Raw genomic sequence first — 25327 nt, forward strand, 5'->3', positions numbered from 1 at the left:
CTGAGGAGGAATGGGCCACGGCAGGCCGCGGCGGATGCCCCGCCGGTACGAGGGCGTACGGCTGAAGGCGGTGAGCAGAACACGGACTTGACGGAGTCGGCGGCGAGTGCGGACCGCCGACTGGCGGGAAAAGGGCGACAGGCCGTCGCGCGGTCGGAAGCCGCACATGGAATTCAGCCGTATATCGCCCGTCGGGGACGTCCGTGGCTATGGCGTCTTCGACAGCCGGGCCTCGTGGAGCTCTTTCTCGGGCCACACGGTCGGCGTTGGCAGAAACCATGAGGGGCAGAGACCGGCGCGTCAAGATGTGCGCAGCGGATTTCTTCGGCCGGGGGTCGGCGAAAGGCCTGGACACCGCACTCTTGACGGGTTGAAGACCGCTGATGCTATCGTTAGCATCACGTGGCTGTGACAGAGTGATTCGACGTGCCCCGACATTTCGTGACCCGTCCAAGGGGCGTACCGCGGCGTCCGAGCCGACCACAAGTCGGCGAGCGCCGGCAGCCCACCCACCCCCGACGACCCTCCCCACCCGCCCATGGCGAACCGGCCGAGCGGTTACGACCGGGCGAGAGCCCCGCCGGCCGCCGCGGCCGCACGATTCATGCGAGGACGACCTGCCATGACACCACCGAGCCGCCCCGGCACCGTGCTGCTCACCGACTACGCCTGGCCCGACGACTCCGTCGAGCGCTCCGTGATCGAGGCGGCGGGCCACACCCTGGTGACCGGCCCCGCCGAGCCCGCCTCCGCCGAGGCGATCGAGGGGCTGGTCGCGGAGCACCGGCCCGCCGGGATCCTCACCTGCTGGGCCCCCGTGTCCGCCACCGCCGTCGGCGCCGCGCCGGAGCTGCGGATCGTGGCCAGGCTCGGGGTCGGCCTCGACAACATCGCGGTGGACACCGCCACGGAGCGCGGCGTCTGGGTGACCAACGTGCCGGACTACTGCGTCGACGAGGTCTCCGACCACGCCGTCGGCATGGTGCTGGCCTGGACCCGGGGCCTGGCCGTGTTCGACCGGGAGGTCCGCGCGGGCCACTGGAATCCCGCGGGCGCCCGGCTGCGCCGGCTGTCGACCCTGACCTGCGGCATCGTCGGTTTCGGGCGGATCGGACGGGCCACGGCCCGCAAGCTCGGCGGGTTCGGCTGCCGGATCCTGGCCCACGACCCGCACCCGCCGAAGGACGCCCCCGGCGTGGAGATGGCCGGCCTGGAGGAACTGCTGCGCCGCAGCGACGTGGTGATCCTCCATGTGCCGCTCACCCCCGGCACGCACCACATCATCGGCGCCGGACAACTGGCCCTGATGCGGCCGGGCGGCCTGCTGGTCAACGTCAGCCGGGGCGGCCTGGTCGACACCGACGCGGTCGTCAAGGCGCTGGACAGCGGGCAGCTCGACGGCACCGCCCTCGACGTACTGGAGAGCGAACCGCACGTCCCCGCCGCACTGCTGGACCAGCCCGGCGCGCTCCTCACCCCGCACGTCGCCTTCTCCTCCGACGCGTCGGTCACGGAACTGCGCCGGCGAGCCGCCGAGGAAGTCGTCCGGATCCTGGCGGACGAGGCCCCGGCCCACCCCTGCAACAGCCCCCGCGGCCTGTCCGCCGGGCCGGGTGAGCAGCGATGAGCTCGCCCTCCGCGCAGGTGGGCCCGGGCGCGGTGCCCGACACGGCGCTGACGGACTTCCTGATCGCCCACAGCCTCGCCGAGCCCGGTGAGCCCGCGCACTGGACGCCGCTGGCCGGCGGTGTCTCGTCCGACCTGTGGCGGGTGCACCTGCCAGGGCGCTCCCTCTGCGTCAAACGCGCCCTGGCCAAACTGAAGGTCGCGGCCGACTGGCAGGCACCGGTGTCACGCAACGCCTCCGAATGGGCGTGGATGCGCTTCGCGTCCCGGCACCGCCCCGACAGCGTGCCGCAGCTGTTGGCCCACGACCCCGCGGCCGGCCTCTTCGCCATGGCGTACCTGCGCCCCGAGCGGTACCCGATGTGGAAGGCGCAGCTCCTGGGCGGCGAGGTGCGGGTGGCGACCGCCGCGGCCGTCGGTGAACTGCTGGGACACGTGCACGCGGCGAGCGCGGGCGATGCCGCCCTCGCCGAGGAGTTCGCCACCGACGACACCTTCCACGCGCTGCGCATCGAGCCGTACCTGCTGGCGACGGCCGCCGCGCACCCCGGTCTGGCGCCCGTCCTCCAGGGCCTCGCCGACCGCACGGCCGCGACCCGTCGGGCCCTGGTGCACGGCGACGTCAGCCCCAAGAACATCCTCGTCGGTCCGGTGGCGCCGGTACTGCTGGACGCCGAGTGCGCCTGGTACGGGGACCCGGCCTTCGACCTCGCCTTCTGCGTCAACCATCTGCTCCTCAAGACCCTGGTCGTGCCCGGCCGCCGCGCCGAACTCCTGCGGTCCGCCCGGGCGTTGGCCGAGGCGTACCTCCGGCGCGTCGACTGGGAGCCCCCGGGCGCCCTGGAGGAGCGGGCCGCGACCCTGCTGCCGGCGCTGCTCCTCGCCCGTGTGGACGGCAAGTCCCCGGTGGAGTACCTCACCGACGACCGGCACCGGTCGTTCGTCCGCACGGTGGCGGCGGCCCTGCTCCGGGCGCCCGCCCCCACGACGGCGGATGTCGTGGACGCCTGGGAGGCCGCACTGCCGGACCCGGCCGGGTCCGCCGAGGAATGGCCCGACCTGTTCGCCGGCGCCGACGGGTCCCACAGGTCCCATGGGCCCGACGGACCCGACCGAGGAGAGACAGATGCGTAGAGTCGTCACCGGCCATGACGAGCACGGCAGGTCGACCGTCGTCAGTGACGGCCCGATCCCGCGCAGCCGTGAGTTCACCAGCCTGCCGGGCTGGGTGTCCCGCCTGCCGTGGGCCACCGAACCCGGCGAACCCGTCAGCGCGACGGGGGAGGACCCCACGCCGAAGGTCACCAGTCTGCTCCCGGCCCCCGGCGGCACCCGGTTCGTGGTCCTGACCTTCCCGCCGGACTCCGCGCTGGCCGACCCGGCGTTCGACCCCGTCGCCTTCGACCGGGAACAGCGGGCCGACTCACCCGGCCTCGCCGAACTCATCGAACCCGACGGCATGCACACCACCCCGACCGTGGACTACGGCATCGTGCTCCAGGGCGAGATCGTCCTCGAACTCGACGACGGCCGTCGCACCCCGCTCTCGGCGGGGGACATCGTGATCCAGAACGGCACCCGGCACGCCTGGCGCAACCACAGCGACCGGCCGGTGACCATGGCCTTCGTCCTCGTCGGTGCGGAGCGCGGGGATGCCCCCTCGGCGGTACCGAGCACTCATCCCTGAGGAGGAGAAGGCCGGGACGGCTGGTGCGACGGCACCAGGCGGCAATGCGAGCACGGGCACGATGTCCCGGCACCCTCCCTCCGGTCAGGCTGGGGACCTACCCCGACACTGATCTGGAGATCCCTTTCCCGTGGCTACCTTGCTCTATCGGATGGGCCGTGCCGCCTTCCAACGGCGTTGGCTCGTGGTGCTGTTGTGGGCGGTGGTGCTCGGCGCCGTCGGCGCCGGCGCGGCCCAGGCCCCCGCCGCCTCGGACGACGGCACATCCTTCATGCCCGGCATCGAGGCGCAGAAGGCGTCCGACCTGATCGGCGAGCGCTTCCCCGGTTCGGACGCGAACGGCGCCAACGCGCGGATCGTGTTCGTCGCCCCCGACGGCCAGAAGGTGACCGCGGCCGGCCACCGCGCCGCCATCGACACCTTCGTGGCGGAGGCCGCCGACGAACCCCGAGTCGCCGATGTCGTCAGCCCGTTCACCGCCCGGGCGGTGAGCAAGGACGGCTCCACCGCCTACGCCACGGTCGACTTCGAGGTGAAGGCCGGCGATCTCACCGACGCCGACAAGGCCGCCCTGGAGAAGGCGATCGACACCGCCCGCGACTCCGGGCTGACCGTCGAGGTCGGCGGCAACGCGCTCGCCGAACAGCCCGCCGCGGGCGGCTCGTCGGAGGTCATCGGCATCGCCCTGGCCGCCGTGGTCCTGCTCATCACCTTCGGGTCCCTCGCGGCCGCCGGACTGCCCCTGCTCACCGCCGTCGTCGGCATCGGGATCAGCACGGCCGCCATCCTGGCCCTGGGCAGCGTCTTCGGCCTGTCCCTGACCACCGGGACGCTCGCCACGATGCTCGGCCTCGCCGTCGGCATCGACTACGCCCTGTTCGTGGTCTCCCGCTACCGGGAGGAGCGCGCGAACGGCCACCCCGCCCACGAGGCGGCCGGACTCGCCGTCGGCACGGCCGGCTCCGCGGTGGTCTTCGCCGGCCTGACGGTCGTCATCGCGCTCGCCGGACTGACGGTGGTCGGCGTGCCGATGCTGACCAAGATGGGGCTGTGCGCCGCGGGCGCGGTGGTCGTCGCCGTCCTGATCGCCCTGACCCTGGTCCCCGCCCTGCTCGGGATGTGGCCCGAGGCCGTCCTGTCCCGCCGTACCCGCAAGGGCGGTGCCGCGGACGTGTCGCGCGCCAACGGCGGTACCCGGTGGGCGCGGTTCGTGCTGCGCCGCCCGGTGACCGTCCTGGTGGCGTGCGTCGCGGGCCTGGGGACGCTCGCCCTGCCCGCCGCCCAGCTGGAGATGGGCATGCCGGGGGCCGAGTCCAAGCCCGTCTCCTCGACGGAACGGCGGGCCTACGACGCGCTCGCGGACGGCTTCGGCGCCGGGTTCAACGGACCGCTGACGATCGTGGTCGACGCCAAGGGGGCGACCGGATCCGAGGCGACCGGATCCGAGGCGGCCGCGGCCGAGATCGCCCGGCGGATCGGCGCGACCCCGGGGGTCGTGTCCGTCTCGCCCGCACGCTTCAACCCGGCCGGTGACACCGCGCTCTTCTCGGCGGTCCCGGCCACCGGCCCGAACGACGAGCGCACCAAGGACCTTGTGCAGAGCATCCGCGCCGAACGCGCGGGCATCGAGCGGGAGACCGGCGCCACCTTCGAGGTCACCGGCAGCACCGCCATGGACATCGACGTCGCGCAGGCCCTCCAGGACGCGCTCGTGCCCTACCTGAGCGTCATCGTCGTCCTCGCGCTGATCCTGCTGCTGGTGGTCTTCCGCTCGATCCTGGTCCCCGTCAAGGCGGCCTTCGGCTTCCTGCTGTCGGTGCTGGCCGCCCTCGGCGCGGTGGTCGCCGTCTTCCAGTGGGGCTGGGGCGCACAGCTGCTGGGCGTGGAGCAGACCGGCCCCATCATGAGCCTGATGCCGATCTTCCTGGTGGGCATCGTCTTCGGCCTGGCGATGGACTACGAGGTGTTCCTCGTCGCCCGGATGCGGGAGGCGTACGTCCACGGGGACCGCGCTCCCCAGGCGGTCGTCACGGGCTTCCGGCACAGTGCGCGGGTGGTCGTCGCCGCGGCCGTGATCATGATCGCGGTGTTCTCCGGGTTCGTCGGGGCCGACGAGTCGATGATCAAGACGATCGGTTTCGGCCTCGCCGTGGCGGTGCTGTTCGACGCCTTCGTCGTCCGCATGGCGCTCGTGCCCGCGGTCCTGGCCCTGCTCGGCGACAGGGCGTGGTGGCTGCCCGCCCGGCTCGACCGGCTGCTGCCCCGCGTCGACGTGGAGGGCACCGGGCTCGCCAGGCCGCCGGTGACCGCTGCCGAACCCGTGGGGAGCGAGCCCGTGCCGGCCCGTACCTGAGCGCGGGTCATGGGTCGCGGCGCCCCGCACGACGGCGCCGCGACCCACGATGTGTGAGCATGTCAGTCCCGTGGACCTCTCTCGGAGCGTGATGAGTACCAGCTGGCGGCATCGGGCGGCGACCCATGCGAAGGCCGTCGAGTCCGCGGCGCTGCTCCTGCTGTTCGCCTTCTCCGTCGGCGGTGTCCTGCTCACCTGGGGGCTGTCGCCCAGGTCGCTGGAGCTGTGGCCCGGCATCGCCCTGTCGGCCCTCGCCTGCGCCGCGCTGTTCTGGCGGCGCGGCCGCCCCTTGCAGGTCCTCGCCGTCGTCACCGTGTTCACCATGGCGGCCGGGGCGCTCGGCTACCTTCTGACACCCCTGCTGATGGGGCCGCTCCTGGTCGCGCAGTACGCCGCGAGCGTGCGCGTCTCGCGCCGAGCCACCTGGAACAGCGCGCTGGCCGTCACCGGCTGCATGGTGGCCACCGGCCTGCTCCTGCCGTCCTTCCTCGACTCCGTGCTCTTCGCCGTCGTCAACCCGGCGGCATGGATCCTGCTGTTCGCGGCCCTCGGCAGCTACGTCCGGGTGCGCCGCGAGTACGCCGTGGCCCGCGCCGAGCACGCCGACCGCCGACGCGAGGAGGAGACACGGCACCGGGTGATCCAGGAACGGATGCGCATCGCCCGCGAACTGCACGACGTCGTCGCCCACCACCTGACCCTGGCCGACGCCCAGGCCGCCACCGCGAAGCACCTCGCGCGGACCCACCCCGACCAGGCCCTCGGGATCCTCGACAAGCTGCCGGAGACCACGGCCGCGGCCCTGCGCGAACTCAAGGCCACCGTCGGGCTCCTGCGCGAGGACACCGACTCCGCCGACGAGCTGGCCCCCGCGCCGGGACTGGACCGGCTCGCCGACCTGGTCGACTCCTGCGCGACGGCCGGCCTGGACGTCACCGTCACCGTGGAGGGGCCGCGACGCCCGCTCACCCCCGTCCTAGACCTGACGGCCTACCGGATCATCCAGGAGGCCCTCACCAACGTCACCAAGCACGCCGCCACGCGCACCGCGCGGCTCCGGCTCGCGTACACCCCGCGCTACCTGACCCTGACCGTCACCAACGACACCGCCGCCGGACGCCCGAGCACGACGCCAGGGCCCGGGAGCGGCTTCGGCCTGCTCACCATGCGCGAGCGTGCCGCCTCCGCGGGCGGCACCTTCCACGCGGGGCACCGCCCGCAGGGCGGCTTCCATGTCGCCTGCAGCCTCCCGCTCACCGGCTCCGCCACGAGCGACGAAACCCCCGCCATGAGCGAGGCGAGCCATGCCACGAGCGGCGCAAGCCACGCCACGCGTGACTGTCTCGGCACGGACGAAGGCCCCGCCACGAGCGGCGCAAGCCCCGCCACGCGCGACACTCTCGCCACGGACGCGAGCGACGCCACGGGCGACAAAGATCCCGCCACCAGCCACGAAAGCCCCGCCACATGACCATCCGCGTGCTGCTCGCCGACGACCAGGCCCTGCTGCGGGCCACCTTCCGCATCCTCATCGACTCGGTCGAGGACATGACGGTGATCGCGGAGGCCGCCGACGGGCAGGAGGCGGTCGACCTCACGGCGACCCACCGGCCCGACGTGGTCCTCATGGACATCCGGATGCCGAACCTCGACGGCGTCGCGGCCACCGCCGCCATCTGCGCCCGGCCGGATCTGTCGGACACCCACATCCTCGTCCTCACCACCTTCGAGAACGACGAGAACGTCGCCAAGGCCCTGCGCGCCGGCGCGAGCGGCTTCCTCGGCAAGGGCGTCAGCCCCGAGGTCCTGCTGTCGGGCATCCGTACCGTCGCGGTCGGCGAAGCCCTGCTCTCGCCCGGCGCCACCCGCGCCCTGATCACCCGTTTCCTGGCCTCGCCGGACACCGACGGCCTCCTCGCGGTCCCCGAGGCCGTCAAGGCGCTCACCGACCGGGAACGCGAGGTGATGTCCCTGGCCGCGCACGGCAGGTCCAACACCGAGATCGCCGAGCACCTCGTCCTCAGCCCGCTGACCGTGCGCAGCCACATCCAGCGCGCCATGACCAAACTCGACGCCCGCGACCGCGCCCAACTCGTCGTCATCGCCTACCAGAGCGGACTGGTCAAACCCCGGCCGGACAACGGCGGTTGAGACAGGAGGGCGCCCTGAGGGGCTCACCACTCCGCGGGCCGCCCCTTGAGCTGTTCCCAGGAGCGGCGGTGGGCGCCGCGGGCCCGGTCGCTCGTCATGACGGCCGACAACTCCTCGTCCAGCGGATCGGCGAGCTCGGCGATGTCCCGCAGGACGCCGGCCTGAAGGGCGCGCTTGGTGAACGCGTACTGCTCGACGCAGTCCTCGGGGATCCGCCCGGCCAGCGCGACGGCCCGGTCCAGCAGGTCGCCGGCCGGTGCCAGTTCGTGCACCATGCCCAGGGCGTGCGCCTGCTCCGGGGTGAAGACCTCCCCCAGAAGGCAGGCGCGGGAGGCGACGGGGGCGCCCCAGGCATGGGTGAGCATCCGGACGTAGACCGCGGGCATCGGGATGCCGATGGGCACCTCGTTCAGCCCGAAGCGGGCTCCCTCGGCGACGGCGATCCGGTGGTCACAGACCGCGGCGGTGATCAGCCCGCCCGCGAAGGCGTGTCCGTTGACCGCGGCGACGGTCGGGCGCGGATAGGTGAACAGCCGCATGTTCGTGGCCCGGTACTCCTGGAACCAGGGGGTGAGGGCCTCCGGGTGGCGCGCGAAGAGCGGGAAGTGCTCGTCGAGGTCGAGGCCGGCGGAGAAGCGGGAGCCGGTGCCGGTCAGGACGACGGGGGAGTCGGCGTGGTCGCGTTCGAGGCGGTCGAAGGCGTCGTGCAGGTCGGCGAAGAAGGCCCGGTTCTGCGCGTTGACCGGGTTGGTCGTCATGGTCACGACGGCGACACGGCCACGTCGCTCGATGGTCCAGCTCATCCCGGGTGCTCCGTTCCGTTCGGTACGGCAGTGCCCGGCCGGCCGTCGGTGCGGGCCTCCAGCGCGTGCAGTACGGCCACCATGTCCTCGTCGCCGTGGCCCTGCGCCACGGTTTCCCGGAACAGGGTGTGACAGGCGTCCAGAAGCGGGGACGCCAGCCCGGCCTTTCGGGCGGCCTCGGCGATCAGCCGGTTGTTCTCCAGGACGTTCACGGCCGCGGCCTGGACCGCGAAGTCGCGGGACATCAGCTTGGGGGCCTTCGCACGGGAGACGGCACTGGCCATCGGGCCCGCGTCCAGGACGTCCCGCAGCAGGCCCTGGTCGAGCCCGTGCCGGTCGGCGAAATGGAAGGCCTCGGCCAGCCCGGTGGCCAGGGTGATCAGGAACAGGTTCACCGAGAACTTCATCAGCAGCGCCCCCGGGACCGCACCGCAGTCGAACAGTTCCCGGCACACGGGCGCCAGCAGAGGCCGTACGGCGGCCACGGCGCCGGCGTCGCCCGCCAGCATGCCGACCAGCTCACCCTGCTCGGCCGGGAGGCGGGAACCGGAGACCGGCGCCTCGACATACCTCCCGCCCGCCGCCCGGATGTCGTCCTGGAGGCCGCCCGAGTACTCGGCCGAGGTCGTGCCCATGTGGACCACGGTGCGTCCGGCGACGCGCGCGGCGAAGTCCGGGGTGCCGCGCCCGACCACCTCGTCGACGGCGGCCTCGTCGGCCAGCATCAGGAACACGGTGCCGGCCCGGTCGAAGACCTCGGCGGGGCTCGCGGCGACCTCGGCTCCGGCGGCGCGCAGCGGCTCGCACCTGGCGGGCGTCCGGTTCCAGACGACGAGGGGTGTCCCCGCGCGGGCGAGGTTGAGGGCCATGGGCTCTCCCATGGTCCCGAGGCCGACGAAACCGACGTACACGACGCACCGCCTTCTCTGGACCGGGCAGCGGAGCCGCCCCCGGGTCACTGGCTATGACAGCGGTCATAGTAGTGCGGGACTATGACAGCGGTCATAGGGTTGGTGCGGGAACTATGACGGTGGTCATGAGGTGGCGCGGGAACTGGCACGAGGTGGTGGTCGAAGATGACGGTGGCCGAACGAGGCCCGCGCGAACGGATGGTCTTCAGCGCGGCGCAGCTCATCCGGCGCGACGGGGTCGCCGCCACCGGGATGCGGGAGGTGGCCGCCCACGCCGGGGCGCCGCGCGGTTCGCTCCAGCACTACTTTCCCGGCGGCAAGGAACAGCTCGTCAACGAGGCGGTGGACTGGGCGGGCCGGTACGCGGGCCGGCGGGTCGCCCGGTTCCTCGCGGCGCTGCCCGAGCCGACGCCCAGCGGGCTGTTCGCGGAGATGGTGCGGCAGTGGACCGACGAGTACGAGACCGCCGGTTTCGCCAGGGGCTGCCCCGTGGCGGCCGCCACGGTGGACTGCGCCGAGTCCACCGCGTCCACCCGGGAGGCGGCGGCCGCCGCCTTCGCGACCTGGACCGAGCCGGTGGCGCGGGCCCTGGTGGACCTGGGCGTGCCGAAGGAGCGGGCCGGCGCGCTCGCCACCCTCATGATCAGCGCGGTGGAGGGGGCGATCCTGCTGGCCCGGGCCCAGCAGGACGTCGGGCCGCTGACGACCGTGGCCCGGGAGCTCGGTCCCCTCCTCGACGCGGCGGTGACCAGGGACGACTGACCACCGCAACGACCAGGGACGACCGACCACCGCGGCCCCGGCCCTACCCCAGCGTGTCCAGGAACTTCCCGAGCCGCGCGATGCCCTCACGGAGATCGCCGGCCGAGGCCGCGTACGACAGCCGCACGTGGCTGTCCGCGGTGCCGACACCGAAGTCCCGGCCCGGCGTGAGGGCCACGTGGGCCTCCCGCAGCGCCCGCTCGCAGAACTCCCACGAGCTCAGCCCCGTGCCGCTGACGTCGAAGTAGACGTAGAAGGCGCCGTCGGGCGGGACGGGCACCGGCAGGCCGATGCGCTCCAGGCCGTCGAGGACGAGCGCGCGCCGCTCGCCGAACTCGACCCGGCGGGACTCGCAGACCGCGAGCGACTCGGCGGTGAAGCAGGACAGCGCGGCGTGCTGGGCCGGAGTGGACGCGCACAGGAAGTAGTTCTGCGCCAGCCGTTCCATCGCCGGCACCAGCACCTCGGGGACCACGCACCAGCCCAGCCGCCAGCCCGTCATGCCGAAGTACTTCGAGAAACTGTTGATGACGACGGCGTCCGGGTCGTACGACAGCGCGCTGCGCGGCGGCCTGCCCCGCTCGTCGTGGTCGCCGAGGTTGAGGTAGATCTCGTCGACGATCCGCCACGCACCACGCTCACGGGCCAGCCCGCACAGCGCCGCGAGCTCGTCGGCCGGTACCGAGGTGCCCGTCGGGTTCGACGGGGTGGCGATCATCAGGCCGCGGGTGCCGTCCGTCCAGTGCGCGCGCACCGACGCCGTGTCCAGCTGGAACCGCGTCGCGGCCGTGGTGGGCACGAGACCGACCCGGGCGCCGAAGCTCTCGACGATCTGCCGGTTGCAGGGATACGACGGATCCGCGATCAGCACCTCGTCGCCGGGATCGACCAGTGCGGCGGTGGCCAGCACCAGCGCGGCCGACGCCCCCGCCGTCACGACGACCCGGCTCGGGTCGACCTCGACGTCGTGCTGATCCGCGTAGAACCCCGCGATCGCCTGCCGCAGCGCGGGCAGTCCGAGCGCCGCGGTGTAGGCCATCGGCCGCCCGTCCATGACCTCCCGCATCGCCTCCCGCACGGCGGGCGGCGCGCCGAAGTCCGGCTCGCCCAGGTTGAGTCTGACGACGTGGTGCCCCTCGGCTTCCAGCGCGGCGGCGTGCTTGCCGAACTCCATGGCGTAGAAGGGGGCGACGGCCTGGGCACGTCGCGAGATCCGTACGGTGCTCATACCGCCACCTCCACCGGTGCGGGGCCGCTGCGCGCGAGTTGCTTCATGTCGTCTTCCTGGGTCGGCGATCAGAGGCGAGCTTACGCACCTCGCGCGATCAGTCGCCGGGCGGCGACCAGAGCACCGTCGGTGCGCATGGACGCGGCGACCGTCCGGGCCCGTTCGGCGACCTCGGCGCCGAGGGCGTGGCGGAGAGCGGTGAGGAGGGTGTCGGCGGTGGGTGTTCCGGGGGCGTGTGCGCGGCCGATACCGAGGTGGTCGACGCGGTGGGCGAAGGAGAACTGGTCGAATCCCTGCGGGACGACCACCTGCGGGACCCCGGACAGGGCGGCCGCGGTGGTCGTGCCGGCGCCGCCGTGGTGGATCACGGCGGCGACCCTGCGGAACAGTTCCCGCTGGTTCACCTCGCCGACCAGTAGACAGTCCGGCGCGTCGTCCACGAGGGACAGCTCCGCCCAGCCGCTGGAGAGGACCAGGCGCAGCCCCAGCGCGCGAGCCGCGTCGAGCACGCTCTTCGTCACGCCCTCCGGCGCGCGCCCGCTGCCGAACCCGCAGTACAGGGGCGGCTCGCCGGCGTCGAGGAAGCTCTCCAGCTCACCGGAGAGCGGCCGGGTGTCCGGCAGCAGCCAGGCCCCGGTCTGGACGACGGCCGGTCCGGTCGAGGACGTGCGCGGCCACGGGGCCAGGACCGGATCGGCGGCCAGCCAGGGGGCGTCGGTGAAGATGTGGCCTCGTACGTCCTCGACCGGAGGCAGACCCACCGTCGCCCGCCGCGCGTTGAGCGCGTCCCGGAAACCGGCGTTCCAGCGTTCGGCGTCCTGCGCCCACAGTGCCCGGTTGTCGGCCGTCCCGTCCCCCGGCTGCTGCCCGAGGGAGCCGAAGACGGGCGGCGCGTGGTGCTCGGACGGCAGGGTGACCGGGGCGAACGCGGCGTAGACGTAGCCGATGCCCCGCAGCTCGGCCACCGAGTGCGCGGCGACGGCCAGCCCTCCGCCTGCCACGACGACATCGCAGCCCTCCGCCGCCGCGCCGACCGCCTCGAACTGCGCGGCGACCGTGCCCTCGATCATCTGGCGTCGCTGCTCGGGCGTGAGGACGGTCCCGGCGCTCTGCTTGGCGGTTCCGCGTAGTTCGGGGCCCACGGGCAGGTACGTCACGCCCAGCGACTCGGCCCACTGCCGGAAGTCCGGCGGCGCGCACACCAGGGCGTCGTGCCCCAGTTCCCGCAGCTGTCGGGCCAGTGCGACAACCGGCTGGACCTCGCCGCGCGAGCCGATCGTCGACAGAAGAACACGCATTTCGCTCCCCTCCGGCACCGGGGGCCCGGCGCGCGAGGAGCGAGTGTGCCCGGGATGGGGGATCTTGTGGCAAGACCCCCCAGCTGATATATGGATGGAAGGACGACAAGGCGACCGTGCAACCGCTGTCACGACCTCAGGCGGACGAGCAGTACAGCGGGCGTAGCCGGCAGCGACACCCGCAGTCCGTCCCCGTCCCACACCGCTGTACCGCCGCCCGGAGCGGACGGGTGCAGCACCTCCGCCGTGACCTGACGGCCCGCCAGATGCCGTACGGGAAGCCGGAGTTCGTCCGCCCCGCCCCGCCGCCACACCAGCATGTACGACACCAGGTCACCCGGCACCCGCATCCCCAGGGCCAGCCACTCGTCCGTCCAGCCGGGCAGGCCCAGCGGCCAGAAGGGGACGGCGGTCGGGAGGTCCGGGCGGATCGCCTTGTACACGGTCAACGCGTCGCGTACCAGGCCGAGTTGGTGCTCGGACATGCGGTCGAGATGGCCGGACAGGTGGACCCGGCCGAGCAGCGCCCCGCCGAGGGTGAAGGTGATCAGGTCGTCGTCGAACTCGGGCTGCGGGTAGGCCCAGACGGCACCCTGCTCGGGCGGGACGGCGGTGGGGGCGGCGGCGGAGATCGCCGGATAGAGCAGCGAGTCCTGCTGGTCGCTGGTGGACTGGAGCTGGGAGACGGCGAGGGAGGCGCCGTCCATGCGCATGCCGCCCGAGGCGCAGTTCTCGATCACCAGCTCCGGGTACCGGTCGAGGACGTCGGACAGCCAGTCCAGGTAGGCCTGGGCGTGGCCCAGCAGCCCGGCGCCCGGGGCGATGTCCCCGGGACCGCAGGTGCCGGGATCGACCACGATGTTGTAGTCGAGCTTGAGATAGCCCACGCCCCAGTCGCCGACGATCCGGTCCACCGTCTTGTCGAGGTGGGCGCGGGCGGCCGGATGCCGCAGGTCGAGCTGGTGGCGGCCCTGCTCGGCGAGGCGCACCCCGTCCCGCTGGAAGAAGGCGTCCGGGGGCAGCTCCGCCACCAGCGGGCTGTGTACGCCGATGACCTCCGGCTCCAGCCACAGGCCGGGCACCATGCCGCGTTCCTTGATGCGCTCCAGGACCGCCCGCAGGCCGCCGTCGGGAAAGCGCCGGGTCGAGGGCTGCCAGGCGCCCACGCTGTTCCACCAGCCGCCGTCCGCCGAGTCGTCGTACCAGCCGGAGTCGATGCAGAAGTACTCCGCGCCGGCCTCGGCGGCCGCGTCGATCAGCGGCAGCAGCTTGGCCGTGGTCGGGTCACCCATCAGGGTGTTCATGTAGTCGTTGAAGACGACGGGCAGCGCGGTGTGGTCCGGGTGCGGACGGCGTGCCGTACGGCGGTACGAGGTCAGGGCGGCCAGGGCGTCGTCGAACCCGGAGCCCAGGGCCAGCACCCCCGCCACCGTGGTGAACTCCTCGCCCGGCGCCAGCCGGACCCGCCACTGGTGCTCGGCGTCGGTGGGTCCGTTCAGCGCCAGATGCGTGCCGCCGGCGTGTTCGCCCAGGTCCCAGCGCCAGCCGGCCGGGGACTCGATCTGCCACAGCCAGGTGCGGCCCCCGTCCCGCTCGGTGAGCGCGCCCATCGGAAGATGGCCGTCGGTGGGCCAGCTGCCGCGCCCGGCCAGCGCGAGGGCGGCCCGGCTGTCGTGCTGGTGGGCGCCGACGTTGATGTCGGCGATGGTGGCCCGCAGCGGCTCGGCGTACCAACGGCACTCCGCCAGCCAGTCGTTGCGTGCCCGGTGGACGTCGAGCGCGTCGGGGGAGGGCAGGCCGCCGAGCAGCAGACTGCTGACGGACTGCACGACCAGCGGCTCGGCGCCCTCGTTGCGCAGTCGCACCCGGGAGCGCAGCACCGGCAGTCCGACGGGGGACGTCAGTTCCACGAACGCGGTCAACCCGGTGCCGACGTCGTGGAGTTCGACGGTCAGCCACTCCCGGTCACCCGCCTGGTCACCCTCGCGGCCGGCGCGGTGGGCCCGGTATCTGAGCCGGTTGCCGAGAGCCGTGCCGGTGAAACGCGGGCCGGACCAGCCGCTGCCGTGCCCGAGGGCGGTCAACTCGACAAGGGGCAGGGCGGATTCGCGGTCCACCCGGTCACCCGAACCACCCACCCCGTCACTCGACCCACCCACCCGAACCAACCGCAACGTCCCATCCCCGGCGACGGCGAACTCGGTCTCCAGACCCGCGTGCCCCCAAGTGAACGTGCCCGACGTGTCGTTGAGTGCCGCGTCCGCCATACCGGTCAAGGTGCTTCTCCCTCGTGAATCCCTCGTTACGTTCTCTTGACTACCTCAGTGTGACCGGTCACAATCCTGGCATGAATGTGACCGGTCACACAAGGCGCCCGCCGAGCATCCGGGACGTCGCGACCGCCGCCGGGGTCTCCTACCAGACCGTCTCCCGGGTGATCAACGGCCATCCCAGCGTCAAACAGGCCACCCGGGAGCGGGTCCTCGCCGCCATCGACGAGCTGGGCTTCCGGCGCAACGCGACCGCGCTCGCCCTGGCCAGCGGGCGCAGCAGGGCCGTGACCGTCCTGACCGCCAACACCACCCACTACGGCTACGCCTCCATCCTCCAGGGCATCGAGGAGGCCGCCCGCGCCGCGTCCTACGCGGTCGGGATCGGCGTCCTGGAATCGGCCGACGAGGCCGCCGTCACCGCCGAGGTGCGGCGGGCGGCGGACGCGGGCGGCGGACTGATCGTGATCGCCTACGACCCGGCCGGTGTGGGCGCCCTCGCCGCCGTCCCCGCCGAACTTCCCGTCGTCGGCGTGGTCGAGACCCCGGCGAGCCCGCCCCCCGGCGACCGCCCCTGGGTGTGGACCGACGACCGCGAGGCCGCCTACCAGGCCACCCGCCATCTGCTCTCCCTCGGTCACGCGACCGTGCACTACGTCGCCATCCCCTCCAGCACCCGGCGCACCAGCGCCCGCACCAGCGGCTGGCGACAGGCACTGAAGGAGGCCGGAGCCCCCGAACCCCGTCCCGTGCAGAGCAGTTGGGGACCGGCGGGCGGCCACGCGGCCGGACTGCGGCTCGCGCGGGACCCGGCCGTCACGGCGATCCTGTGCGGCAACGACGACCTCGCGCTCGGCGTGCTGCGCGCCCTGCACGACGCCGGCCGGTCCGTCCCCGGCGAGGTCAGCGTGGCCGGGTTCGACGACGCCCCGCACTCCGCCTATCTGACCCCGACCCTGACGACCGTACGCCTGGACTTCACCGGCCTCGGACGTTCCGCGTTCGCCCTGCTGCACGGCGTCCTGGAGCAGTCCGCGCAGATCGCCCCGCACCCCGTGTCCGTGCCGGAGCTGGTGGTGCGGGAGAGCTCGGGGCCCCCGCCGGACTGACCGCCCGTGCCGTCGCCCACCGGTTCGACCACTGGTTCGCCCCCCGAGCCGCCCCCACGCCCGAACACCCCCGACGAACAGCGCAGCCGCGAGTCCCGCTCCCTGAACCACCTGCTTCGAAAGGCGCGTGATGAAGAGAAGAGCTCTCCCCGCCCTGGCGCTGATAGGCACCCTCGGCCTGGCCGCCACCGCGTGCAGCGACCCCACCGCCGCGGACTCCGACTCCGCCCCGCAGCGGACGGCGGTGAATCCGACCGCCCGCCTCGACGGCGTGAAGCTGACCATGTGGACCGCGCAGAACACCGTCAACGCGCCCAAGCAGGTCATCGACGCCTTCGAGAAGGCCACCGGCGCCCAGGTGGAGACCCAGGCGATCCCGGACCTCTACGAGCAGAACGTCCCCACCAAGCTGGCCTCCGGCGACCGCCCGGACCTGATGTTCTGGCAACCCTCCATCTCCACCCTGCCGTTCATCCAGCCGAAGCAGAACCTCCTCACCCTCGACGGCGAACCGTGGGAGGCGAAACTCGGCTCCACCGAGAAGTCGCTCGGCATGATCGACGGCAAGCGGTACGCGGCGATCGTCACCAGCCCCGCCATGCTCGGCGTCTACTACAACAAGGACGTCTTCCGGCAGGCCGGACTGAGCGAGAAGGACTTCCCCCAGTCCTACGACGACCTGCTGACCCTCGGCCGGACCGTCACCGACAGGACCGACGCGGCCGGCTTCTACGAGGCCGGCGGCGACCAGTGGCCCCTCCAGTGGCAGATGCAGGTCCAGCTCACCGACCTCGACCCGCAGTGGTGGGCGGACCTGAACGCGAACAAGAAGAAGTGGACCGACCCGGTCGTGGTCGGCGCCATCAAGAAGTACAAGGAGAAGCTGCTCGACGCCGGGCTCGCCCAGAAGAACTACCGGACCGGCACCTTCACCGGCCAGGCCGACGCCCTGTGGAAGGGCGAGGCCGGCATGGTCCTCAACGTCACCTCCTTCCAGACCCAGTTGCAGGCCAAGTACTCCACCGCCGAGATCGACAAGAAGATCGGCTGGTTCCCGGTCGCCAACTCCTCGGCCACCGGCCTGTACTCGCCCGACCAGACCAACGGCGTCGTCGCCTTCAGGACCGGTGACGACAAGCGGCAGAACGCGGCCCGCCAGTTCCTCGCCTTCTGGCTGGGCCCCGACTACGCCGACTACATCAAGACGATGAAGATCCCGTCCGTGCAGCCCTCCGTGCCCACCCCCGACGGGCTCCCGCAGACCTCCAAGAACCAGGTCGCCGCCCTGCCCAAGGCCATCGGCGTCTTCCAGGCCAAGGCCATCGTCGCCCCGGACACCCACCTCTACCTCGCCGACATGATCTACGGCAAGAAGAGCCCCCAGCAGGTCGCCCAGGCCATCCAGGACCAGTTCGCGCAGGTGGCCAAGGCCCAGGGCGCGCCCGGATTCTGACGATGGCTCACACAGTCGTACGTGACAAGCCCGCGGTGGCGGCGGGCCCGCCGAAGAAGGCGGGCCGGCTGCCGCGCGCCGCCGTGCACCACCCCTGGTGGTTCGCGCTCCCCGCGGTCGTCGTCTTCGCGGGCTTCTTCCTGCTGCCGAACCTGCTCAACTTCTACTACCCGTTCACCAACTGGTCCTCCTACCACGCGGACATCGCCTTCACCGGCCTGGACAACTTCAGGACCATCGCCGACGACGGCTCGCTGCTGCGCGCGATCCGCACGACCCTGCTGTACGCCCTGCTCGCGGCGCTCTTCCAGAACGGCTTCGGGCTCGTGCTCGCCCTGCTCCTGGAGGACGACAGCCGCTTCAACCGGTTCTTCCGCGCCGTCTTCTTCCTGCCGGTGCTCATCTCGGCCCTGGCCACGGGCTACGTCTTCCGCGCCCTCCTGGACCAGGACGGCGCCGTCAACTCGGTGCTGGGCACGGACATCCCGTGGCTCGGCTCGACGACCTGGACCCTGGTCGTGGTCACCCTCATCCACGGCTGGAAGTGGATGGGCCTGGCCATGCTGATCTACCTGGCCGGGCTCAAGGGCATCCCCGGCGACATGCTGGAAGCCGCGCGGATGGACGGGGCCGGACCATGGCGGACCTTCTGGTCGGTGCGCTGGCCGATGCTCGCCCCGGCCGTCACCTTCAACGTCACCACCGCGCTGATCGGCTCGATGAACACCTTCGACATCGTGCAGGCCACCACCGCGGGCGGGCCCGCCGCCTCCACCGAGGTCTTCAACATCTACATGTTCCGGATCTTCGGACAGGGCCTGTACGCCCAGGCCTCCGCGATGAGCCTGATCCTCTTCCTGGTCGTGGTGGCCGTGGCGATCCCGCTGGTCGTCGGGCTCAGGCGAAGGGAGCAGACCCTGTGACCGCGACCTGGCGGTACGGCCGCCCCGCCCTCGTCGTCCTCCTGGCCGGCCTCGCCGTCGGCGTCCCGCTGTGGCTGGTCGCCGTCACCTCGGCCAAGCCGCAGGCCGAGGCCATCGAACCCAACCTGGACCTGCCGCGGCACTGGCAGCCCGGCGACAACTACGCGGACGCCGTCAGCCAGGGCGAGATGCTGCGCGGCTTCCTCAACTCACTGCTCGTCGTGGTGCCTTCGGTGATCCTGGTGCTGATCCTGGGCGCGGGCGCCGCCTGGGTCTTCGCCCGCCGCAAGTCCAAGCTGGTCTCGGCGGCGTACGCGCTGTGCATCAGCGGACTGCTGCTGCCGCCCGCCGTCATCACCATCGTGATGGAGCTGCGGCAGCTGGGCCTGGCCAACACCCGCCCCGGAATGATCGCCGTGTACACCGGCATGTACCTCTCCACGTCGATCTTCTTCATGACCGGCTTCATCCGCGCCATCCCCATGGAGCTGGAGGAGGCCGCCCGGATCGACGGGGCGAGTCCGCACAGGATCTTCTGGCGGATCGTCCTCCCGCTGCTCAGGCCGGTGATCGCCACCGCGACGATCATGGTGATGCTCTACGCCTGGAGCGACGTCTTCTACGCGTTCTTCGTCCTCGGCGGCGGAGAGCGGGCGACCCTGCCGCTCAACCTCTACCAGGTCGCCAGCGCCCAGCTCTACCTCAACAACTGGCATCTCGTCTTCGCGTACGTCGTGGTGATGAGCCTGCCCATGGTCGCCGTCTTCCTCGTCGGCCAGCGAAAGATCGTGTCCGGAATCACCAGTGGAGCCGTCAAGTGACCGGAGGTCCAGCCGCGTGATCACCCCCACCCGCACGAGATCCCGAACCGCCCTGCTAGCAGCCGCACTTGGAGTAGCCGCCATGGCAGCCACCCTCCCGGCGACGGGTTCCGCGGCAGCCGCCGCGGAACCGCAGCGCCTCACCGTCGACCTCGCCGCCTCCGAGGGGCCGGTGATGCTCGGCGCCAACGGCGCGCTGTACGGGCTCAGCGACGACGGCGTGCCCAGTGACGCCGCCCTGGAACCCCTGAAGATCACCAGCATCTCGCAGAAGCCGGAGGGCGGTGCCCAGCACCCCAACGGCGACGCCCTCACCGTCTCCAAGTCGTTCTTCAGGAACGGCGGCGGCGAGATCAACGTGATGATGCAGGACGTCTACGCCAAGTGGCCGTATGAGGATCTCGGCATCGACGACTACCTCCCCAAGGTCGACAAGATCGTCAAGGAGGTGTCGGCCGACCCCAACAGCGACCGCTTCGTCTACATCCCGTTCAACGAGCCCGACGCCATCTGGTACAAGCTCAACGGCCCCCAGGCGGAGTACGAGGGCGAGCGCGACCGGTTCCTCCAGCACTGGAAGACGGTGTACCAGCGGATCCGCGCCATCGACCCGGACGCGCGCATCGCCGGCCCCAACGAGACCGGCTACCACCCGCGCCTGCTCAGGGACTTCCTCACCTTCGCCAAGCGCGAGAACGTCCTGCCCCAGATCATGACCTGGCACGAGCTGAGCTCCGGCTCGCTGCGCGACTTCCAGGGCCACTACGACACCTACCGTGCTCTGGAGCGGGAGTTGGGCATAGGCCCGCTGAAGATCAACATCGACGAGTACGCCAACCGTCGCGACCTGTCCGTGCCCGGGCAACTCGTGCAGTGGGTCTCGATGTTCGAGCGGAACAAGGTGTACGCCAACCAGGCCTACTGGGACGCCGCCGGCAACATGGACGGCAACGTCGTCCGCTCCAACATCCCCAACGGCGGCTGGTGGTTCTTCCGCTGGTACGCGGGCCTGACCGGCAATACCGTCAAGGTGACCCCGCCGCAGGCCAACGCCATCGACACCCTCCAGGGACTCGCCTCCCTCGACACCTCGCGCCGCCAGGCCCAGGTCCTGCTCGGCGGCTCCGCCGGCGACTCCGACGTCGTCGTCCAGAACGTCTCCCGGTCCGTCTTCGGCCGCACGGTCACCGCGACCGTCGCCGAGGCCGCCTGGTCCGGCTACGAGGGACAGCACGCCACGCCCCGCGTCCTGGCCCGCACCAAGGTGAAGGTGGCGGCCGACGGCACGGTGACCGTGCCGCTGCGCGGCCTGCACAAGATGTCGGCCTACCGGATCGTCCTCACCCCCGGCGGAACCGGCACCCCGACCGCCCCGGCCATACCCTGGTCGGCGTCGTACGAGGCCGAGGACGCCGCCATCACCGGCGGCCAGGTCTACACCCAGGGCACCGTCAGCAACGCCAACGGCTACGCGGCCTCCGGCACCAAGGACGTCGGCTCCCTCAACCAGGCCTCCAGCAAGGTCGACTTCACGGTGACCGTGCCCGAGACCGGCACCTACGACCTGGCGATCCTCTACGGCAACCAGTCCGGCACCCCCGCCACCCAGAAGCTGTCCGTCGACGGCGGCACCCCGGTCACGGTGACCTACCCCTCCACGGAGAACTGGACCTACCGCGCCAAGAAGGACGTCACCGTGGAGCTGTCCGCGGGCACCCACGTCCTGAGCCTCGCCAAGGGGAACACCGAGGTCACGCTCGACCGCATCGACCTGACCCGCAGCACCGGCGCGCCGAGCGCGCGGTACGAGGCCACACTGGCGGACATCAGCGGCAGGCCCTCGTACGACTACACCTCCTCGGCCGGACTCGGCACGGGCGCGCTCGTGCTGCGCCGGGGCGACAAGGCCGTCTTCGACGTCTACGCCCCGCGCGACGGCTACTACACGGTGGTGCCGCGCACGTCGGCGGCCGTGAGCCTGGCCCTGCACGGGGAGAAGGTGGCGGCCGCCCCGGGACGTCCGCTGCGGCTGTACCTGGTGGCCGGCAACAACCGCGTCGCGGTGACCGGCGGGCACGCCGCCGTGCGCTCCCTCGACGTCTCGGGCGACGGCTCCACCACGGGCACGCTGTCCTACGAGGCCGTCTCCGCCACCCTCGCGGGCGGCGCGAAGCTGGTCGACTCCGCGTACGCCTCCGCCGGTTCCTACATCGGCTGGCTCGGCAACAGCCCGTCCAGCACCGCCGAGTTCACGGTGAACGCGCCGGAGCCCGGCCGCTACCTGCTGGTCGTCCAGTACGCGCACAACGACCGGCGCGACAACGGCCACGCCTACAACACGGACATCATGTCCCGCACGGCGGACCTCACGGTCGGGACCGGGGCCCCGCGGAAGGTCACCTTCAAGAACACCTGGAGCTGGGACGACTACTGGACGGTCGGCGTCCCCGTCGACCTGGAGAAGGGATCCAACCGCGTGACCTTCGGCAACCCGAGCGCGTGGGCGCCGAACATCGACCGCATCGAACTGGGCCGGGTCCTGGGCCGGTCGTAGCACAGCGGATCACCTGGTGAACGGCGGCGGTGAACAGCCGCCGCCGTTCACCCGTACCCCCTGCCGAAGCCCCGCACCAGCCCGGGGACAGGTCAGCAGCGGATACGGAGAGGTACGTGCCACACCAGCGGCAGCGAGCGGACATCGACCGTCGGAGGCGGGGCATCGCACTCGCCGCGAGCCTGGCGGCGCTCACCCTGGCCACGGCCTGCGGCGGTGGCGGCGACGAGGGCAAGGCGTCGGTGAACACCAGGCCGACGAGCGCCCCCTCGACCGGAGTCGTCGCCCCGGCGAAGGTGGAGGTCATCGCCGGTCTGATCGGCTGCACGGCCTCGATCCGCGTCGACGCGGACGAACTGCGCGAGGGCGTGTGCCGGAAGGGCAGGGACGGCTACCGCATCACCACGTTCCCCGCGGAGAAGTACAAGGAGACCTGGCTGGAGTCCGCAAGCGTCTACGGCGGGAAGTACCTGGTCGGAATGCGCTGGGTCGTCAGCGCGAAGCCGGAGCTGCTGGAGCCCCTGCGCGCCAGGATCGGCGGGACCGTCCGGCAGCTGCAGGGGATCGGCCCGAGCGCGGTGCCGAGCCCGTCGTAGCCGTGCCGCCGTCGTGGGTCAGCGGTGGCCCGCGTTCAGGGCCATCCTGGTCAGGGACCTGCGGGCGTGTTCCCGCACCTCGCTCGGGGACGCGCCGAGGTGGGCGTGCAGCGCCCGGTGGGCCTCTTCGAGGCGGTCGTCGCGCAGGAGTTCCAGGATCTCGATGTGCTCGGAGACGGCCGTCGCCACCTCGTCGGGGCCGAGGAAGTCGTGTCTTCGGACCTGGCGGACGCGCCGGGCGGCCGTCGCCAGCGCCTCGGTGAGCGCCGGGTTGCCGCAGGCCCGGGAGAGCTCGGTGTGGAACCGCTCGTCCTCGCCGAGGAAGTGCGGACCGGGCTCCGGCGGATGGTCGCGCAGCGCGTACCAGTGGTCCAGTTCGGCGGCGACGATCGCCGGATCGTGCCGTACGGAGGGATCCTCGACGGCCCGCGCGATGCCGCGCAACTCCAGGGTGTTGCGCAGTTCGTAGAAGTCCCCGAGCTGGGCGAGGCTCGGGACGGCGACGAAGAAGCCGCCGTCGCCGCGCTCGACCAGACCGTCCGACAGCAGCCGGGCCAGCGCCTCGCGCACCGGTGTGCGCGAGACCCCGAAACGGGCCGCCAGGCGCAGTTCGGCGAGCCGGTCGCGTGGTCCGAACGCCCCGTCGAGCACGGCGGACCGCAACTGCGCGTAGACCGTCTCACGCAGCGAGGGCGAGACCGGGACCGCCTGCGTGTCGGCGGCCGTGTCCCGCCCTGGATACAGCACCGAATCCATGGGCGCACAGGCTAGGAACCCGGTGTTTCCGCGAGGTCCTCCGGTGGTGAACGCCGTATTGCGAGGTGCCCCCCCTGCCGGACGACACCGCTCGGCGTGCGGCGCCGCGCACGAACATGCCTACGAATCGGTCTCGATCTCGGAGGCGGCTTGGGCAGCCGGGACCGTCCGGCAATCATGAGCCCATGCACCGGCCGCAGCTCCGCCTCACCACCCCCGAGTGGTTCACGGCCGACGATTCGACCCTGAACGTCGCGCTCGTGTACCCGATGCAGGGGCCCGCAGGGATCTTCGGGCCCACCTGCGAGGCGTGCGCGCGGCTGGCCGCCGAGGAGGTCAACAAGGCCGGGGGAGTGCTGGGCAAGGAACTGCGGCTGCTGGAGGTCGACGGCGGCGGCGACCCCGAGCAGGTCGCCCAGGACGTCGAGGCCCTGGTGGCGACGGGGGCCGTGCAGGGGGTCACCGGCTGGCACATCTCCTCGGTCCGGCAGGCGCTGGCCCCGCGGATCGCCCACCGGGTGCCGTACGTGTACACGGCGCTGTACGAGGGTGGCGAGCACACCGAGGGCGTCTTCATGACCAGCGAGACACCCTCCTGGCAGCTGTTGCCGGCCATGCGGCTGCTGTCTCAGACCCGTGGCGTGCGCCGTTGGTTCGTCGTCGGGAACAACTACGTCTGGCCCCGGCGCACCGCCCGGGCCGCCCGCCGCTACGCGCGCGAGTGCCGGGGCCGGGTCTGCGGCGAGGCCTATCTGCCGCTGGGCGCCGAGGACTTCCACGACGTGCTGCGGCGCATCGAGCGGGCGGACGCGGACGCCGTGCTGATGCTGCTGGTGGGCAGCGACGCGGTCCGTTTCAACCGGGCGTTCGCCGCCTCCGGACTCGACCGGCGCAGCCTGCGACTGAGCACCCTGATGGACGAGAACATGCTGCTGGGCAGCGGCCCCGAGGCCACCGCCGACCTGTACAGCACGGCCGGGTACTTCGCCTCACTGGCGGACCAGAACACCATGGACTTCCACGGCCAGTACGCCGGCCGCTTCGGAGCGGACGCGCCCACCCCCGGCAGCCTGGGCGAGTCGTGCTACGAGGGAGTGCTGCTGCTCGCGGCCCTCGTCGAACGGGCCCGCACCCTGGATGTGTCCGCCATCGGCGCGGCCGCCGGGAGTGTGTCGTACGAGGGTCCGCGCGGCCTGCTCGGTCTGGACGGCCGGCATGTCCGCCAGCGCATCTACCTGGCGCAGGCCGACGGTCTCGACTTCACCGTGCTCGCCCAACTGGACGCTCCGCACGACCTGTTGTGACCCCGCCCCGGCCGGTGGCGGTTCCGCCCTCCAGCGCGTCGGCCAACCGGTGCAGCACAAGCTCCAGCCGCTCTCCGTCGGCCTGGGCGAGCCGGGACTCCAACTCGGCCCAGTCGGAGCGCACTTCGCGGGTGAGCAGCTGCCAGCGCTCAAGGCCCCGCGGGGTGAGGTGGGCCAGGACGCGACGCCGGTCGACGGGGTCGACGCGGCGGAAGACGAGGTTCTGGTCCACGAGTTGGTCGATCAGCTTGGTCAGGGTCGGGGCCGGGAGGAAGGCGTGGTCGGCGAGGGCCGTCATGTTGTGTCCCTGACCGTCGGAGAGCAGGTCCAGCACCCGCCACGCCTCGACGGAGCAGCCGAACTCGTCCAGCACGGACTGAACCCGGCGTACGGACAGCCGCTCGGCCCGTGTCAGCAGCTGGAGCAGGTCCTGGGGCCGCCTCGCCATCGCACTCCTCAGCTCGCGTCCGCGCGTTGGTGGATCAGTAAAACAGATCCTTTCCCCAGGAAGCAATGAAGGTGCCCCGACTGCAGGCCCGTGACAGCGTTTCACCTGCGACGGCCCGCTCTCCTCGGTGGAAATAAATACTTCCGCTGGAAACTATTCTTCAATTGCGCCGAAACGCAGGGGAAACAGTTCCCTCGCAGGCTGTGGACGCTTCCTGAAGCGCGTCCCCTCTTCTTCGCTCCTCTCTTCTGCTCTCCCCCCCGAGTCTTCCGCT

General features: G+C 71.9%; 21 protein-coding genes. 14 read left to right on the top strand and 7 right to left on the bottom strand.

The window, feature by feature from the left end:
* Positions 1 to 622: 622 nt before the first annotated feature.
* The 6 genes from K4B79_RS30485 (at position 623) to K4B79_RS30510 (ending at position 7817) form a co-directional block, all read left to right on the top strand.
* A complete protein-coding gene (locus K4B79_RS30485) occupies positions 623 to 1627 on the top strand; it encodes a C-terminal binding protein (RefSeq protein WP_232030384.1) in 1005 nt (334 codons plus the stop codon).
* Complete coding sequence (locus K4B79_RS30490) at positions 1624 to 2760, top strand: phosphotransferase family protein (protein ID WP_232030386.1); 1137 nt, start codon at positions 1624 to 1626, stop codon at positions 2758 to 2760. The genes K4B79_RS30485 and K4B79_RS30490 overlap by 4 nt, the downstream gene beginning before the upstream one ends.
* Positions 2753 to 3313 (top strand): cupin domain-containing protein, encoded by a 561-nt coding sequence (locus K4B79_RS30495; protein WP_232030388.1) that lies wholly within the window; start codon positions 2753 to 2755, stop codon positions 3311 to 3313. The genes K4B79_RS30490 and K4B79_RS30495 overlap by 8 nt, the downstream gene beginning before the upstream one ends.
* A 130-nt stretch (positions 3314 to 3443) precedes the next feature.
* The gene (locus K4B79_RS30500; RefSeq protein WP_232030390.1) at positions 3444 to 5666 is read left to right on the top strand and encodes an MMPL family transporter; all 2223 of its coding nucleotides are present in this window, start codon (positions 3444 to 3446) and stop codon (positions 5664 to 5666) included.
* Between the two features lie 91 nt (positions 5667 to 5757).
* Positions 5758 to 7137: a sensor histidine kinase gene (locus tag K4B79_RS30505; RefSeq protein ID WP_232030392.1), complete on the top strand. Its 1380-nt coding sequence runs from the start codon at positions 5758 to 5760 to the stop codon at positions 7135 to 7137.
* Complete coding sequence (locus tag K4B79_RS30510; protein WP_232030394.1) at positions 7134 to 7817, top strand: response regulator transcription factor; 684 nt, start codon at positions 7134 to 7136, stop codon at positions 7815 to 7817. Before K4B79_RS30505 ends, K4B79_RS30510 begins: the two co-directional genes overlap by 4 nt.
* 23 nt (positions 7818 to 7840) lie before the next feature.
* On the opposite strand, the gene K4B79_RS30515 is transcribed toward K4B79_RS30510, so the two are convergent.
* Both K4B79_RS30515 and K4B79_RS30520 read right to left on the bottom strand, forming a co-directional pair.
* On the bottom strand, positions 7841 to 8620 hold the full coding sequence (locus tag K4B79_RS30515) for an enoyl-CoA hydratase/isomerase family protein (protein ID WP_232030396.1): 780 nt from the start codon (positions 8618 to 8620) through the stop codon (positions 7841 to 7843).
* Positions 8617 to 9531 carry an NAD(P)-dependent oxidoreductase gene (locus K4B79_RS30520; RefSeq protein ID WP_308280538.1) on the bottom strand — a complete coding sequence of 305 codons (915 nt, stop codon included), beginning with the start codon at positions 9529 to 9531 and terminating at the stop codon, positions 8617 to 8619. The genes K4B79_RS30515 and K4B79_RS30520 overlap by 4 nt, the downstream gene beginning before the upstream one ends.
* A gap of 165 nt (positions 9532 to 9696) precedes the next feature.
* On the opposite strand from K4B79_RS30520, the gene K4B79_RS30525 reads away from it, so the two are divergent.
* Positions 9697 to 10293, top strand: a complete 597-nt coding sequence (locus tag K4B79_RS30525) for a TetR/AcrR family transcriptional regulator (protein ID WP_232030399.1) — start codon at positions 9697 to 9699, stop codon at positions 10291 to 10293.
* Between the two features lie 43 nt (positions 10294 to 10336).
* Here K4B79_RS30525 and K4B79_RS30530 read toward each other — a convergent pair whose 3' ends face one another.
* The 3 genes from K4B79_RS30530 to K4B79_RS30540 all read right to left on the bottom strand — a co-directional run bounded on the left by K4B79_RS30530 (position 10337) and on the right by K4B79_RS30540 (position 15086).
* Entirely contained in the window at positions 10337 to 11521 is a 1185-nt protein-coding gene (locus K4B79_RS30530) for a pyridoxal phosphate-dependent aminotransferase (protein WP_232030401.1), read from the bottom strand.
* Between the two features lie 80 nt (positions 11522 to 11601).
* Complete coding sequence (locus tag K4B79_RS30535) at positions 11602 to 12819, bottom strand: glycosyltransferase (RefSeq protein WP_232030403.1); 1218 nt, start codon at positions 12817 to 12819, stop codon at positions 11602 to 11604.
* 128 nt (positions 12820 to 12947) lie between these two features.
* Entirely contained in the window at positions 12948 to 15086 is a 2139-nt protein-coding gene (locus tag K4B79_RS30540) for an alpha-galactosidase (protein WP_232030537.1), read from the bottom strand.
* A gap of 80 nt (positions 15087 to 15166) precedes the next feature.
* Here K4B79_RS30540 and K4B79_RS30545 point away from each other — a divergent pair, with 80 nt between their 5' ends.
* From K4B79_RS30545 to K4B79_RS30570, 6 genes are all read left to right on the top strand, one after another.
* The gene (locus tag K4B79_RS30545) at positions 15167 to 16198 is read left to right on the top strand and encodes a LacI family DNA-binding transcriptional regulator (protein ID WP_232030405.1); all 1032 of its coding nucleotides are present in this window, start codon (positions 15167 to 15169) and stop codon (positions 16196 to 16198) included.
* A 130-nt stretch (positions 16199 to 16328) separates the two neighbouring features.
* Positions 16329 to 17651, top strand: a complete 1323-nt coding sequence (locus K4B79_RS30550; protein ID WP_232030407.1) for an ABC transporter substrate-binding protein — start codon at positions 16329 to 16331, stop codon at positions 17649 to 17651.
* Positions 17652 to 17653: 2 nt separating this feature from the next.
* The gene (locus tag K4B79_RS30555) at positions 17654 to 18574 is read left to right on the top strand and encodes a carbohydrate ABC transporter permease (protein ID WP_232030409.1); all 921 of its coding nucleotides are present in this window, start codon (positions 17654 to 17656) and stop codon (positions 18572 to 18574) included.
* Entirely contained in the window at positions 18571 to 19395 is an 825-nt protein-coding gene (locus tag K4B79_RS30560) for a carbohydrate ABC transporter permease (protein ID WP_232030410.1), read from the top strand. The genes K4B79_RS30555 and K4B79_RS30560 overlap by 4 nt, the downstream gene beginning before the upstream one ends.
* A gap of 82 nt (positions 19396 to 19477) precedes the next feature.
* Positions 19478 to 21949, top strand: coding sequence for a CBM35 domain-containing protein (locus tag K4B79_RS30565; protein ID WP_232030412.1), 2472 nt, complete (start codon positions 19478 to 19480; stop codon positions 21947 to 21949).
* Between the two features lie 116 nt (positions 21950 to 22065).
* Entirely contained in the window at positions 22066 to 22545 is a 480-nt protein-coding gene (locus K4B79_RS30570; RefSeq protein ID WP_232030414.1) for a hypothetical protein, read from the top strand.
* An 18-nt stretch (positions 22546 to 22563) separates the two neighbouring features.
* On the opposite strand, the gene K4B79_RS30575 is transcribed toward K4B79_RS30570, so the two are convergent.
* Positions 22564 to 23301: a GntR family transcriptional regulator gene (locus K4B79_RS30575; RefSeq protein ID WP_232030416.1), complete on the bottom strand. Its 738-nt coding sequence runs from the start codon at positions 23299 to 23301 to the stop codon at positions 22564 to 22566.
* Positions 23302 to 23486: 185 nt separating this feature from the next.
* On the opposite strand from K4B79_RS30575, the gene K4B79_RS30580 reads away from it, so the two are divergent.
* Complete coding sequence (locus K4B79_RS30580) at positions 23487 to 24605, top strand: substrate-binding domain-containing protein (protein ID WP_232030418.1); 1119 nt, start codon at positions 23487 to 23489, stop codon at positions 24603 to 24605.
* Here the strand turns inward: K4B79_RS30580 and K4B79_RS30585 are convergent.
* Positions 24562 to 25053 (bottom strand): MarR family winged helix-turn-helix transcriptional regulator, encoded by a 492-nt coding sequence (locus K4B79_RS30585; RefSeq protein WP_232030419.1) that lies wholly within the window; start codon positions 25051 to 25053, stop codon positions 24562 to 24564. The genes K4B79_RS30580 and K4B79_RS30585 overlap by 44 nt on opposite strands.
* Positions 25054 to 25327: the final 274 nt, after the last annotated feature.

Origin of the sequence: Streptomyces lincolnensis, from assembly GCF_021173675.1 — a bacterium.
Classification (GTDB): Bacteria; Actinomycetota; Actinomycetes; order Streptomycetales; family Streptomycetaceae; genus Streptomyces; species Streptomyces lincolnensis_B.

Coding starts and splice junctions, on each gene's coding strand:
- K4B79_RS30540 (WP_232030537.1), bottom strand. CDS start 15,086: ATGGCGGACGCGGCACTCAACGACACGTCGGGCACGTTCACTTGGGGG.
- K4B79_RS30580 (WP_232030418.1), top strand. CDS start 23,487: ATGCACCGGCCGCAGCTCCGCCTCACCACCCCCGAGTGGTTCACGGCC.
- K4B79_RS30555 (WP_232030409.1), top strand. CDS start 17,654: ATGGCTCACACAGTCGTACGTGACAAGCCCGCGGTGGCGGCGGGCCCG.
- K4B79_RS30545 (WP_232030405.1), top strand. CDS start 15,167: ATGAATGTGACCGGTCACACAAGGCGCCCGCCGAGCATCCGGGACGTC.
- K4B79_RS30535 (WP_232030403.1), bottom strand. CDS start 12,819: ATGCGTGTTCTTCTGTCGACGATCGGCTCGCGCGGCGAGGTCCAGCCG.
- K4B79_RS30495 (WP_232030388.1), top strand. CDS start 2,753: ATGCGTAGAGTCGTCACCGGCCATGACGAGCACGGCAGGTCGACCGTC.
- K4B79_RS30490 (WP_232030386.1), top strand. CDS start 1,624: ATGAGCTCGCCCTCCGCGCAGGTGGGCCCGGGCGCGGTGCCCGACACG.
- K4B79_RS30510 (WP_232030394.1), top strand. CDS start 7,134: ATGACCATCCGCGTGCTGCTCGCCGACGACCAGGCCCTGCTGCGGGCC.
- K4B79_RS30550 (WP_232030407.1), top strand. CDS start 16,329: ATGAAGAGAAGAGCTCTCCCCGCCCTGGCGCTGATAGGCACCCTCGGC.
- K4B79_RS30525 (WP_232030399.1), top strand. CDS start 9,697: ATGACGGTGGCCGAACGAGGCCCGCGCGAACGGATGGTCTTCAGCGCG.
- K4B79_RS30565 (WP_232030412.1), top strand. CDS start 19,478: ATGGCAGCCACCCTCCCGGCGACGGGTTCCGCGGCAGCCGCCGCGGAA.
- K4B79_RS30575 (WP_232030416.1), bottom strand. CDS start 23,301: ATGGATTCGGTGCTGTATCCAGGGCGGGACACGGCCGCCGACACGCAG.
- K4B79_RS30585 (WP_232030419.1), bottom strand. CDS start 25,053: ATGGCGAGGCGGCCCCAGGACCTGCTCCAGCTGCTGACACGGGCCGAG.
- K4B79_RS30515 (WP_232030396.1), bottom strand. CDS start 8,620: ATGAGCTGGACCATCGAGCGACGTGGCCGTGTCGCCGTCGTGACCATG.
- K4B79_RS30505 (WP_232030392.1), top strand. CDS start 5,758: ATGAGTACCAGCTGGCGGCATCGGGCGGCGACCCATGCGAAGGCCGTC.
- K4B79_RS30530 (WP_232030401.1), bottom strand. CDS start 11,521: ATGAGCACCGTACGGATCTCGCGACGTGCCCAGGCCGTCGCCCCCTTC.
- K4B79_RS30485 (WP_232030384.1), top strand. CDS start 623: ATGACACCACCGAGCCGCCCCGGCACCGTGCTGCTCACCGACTACGCC.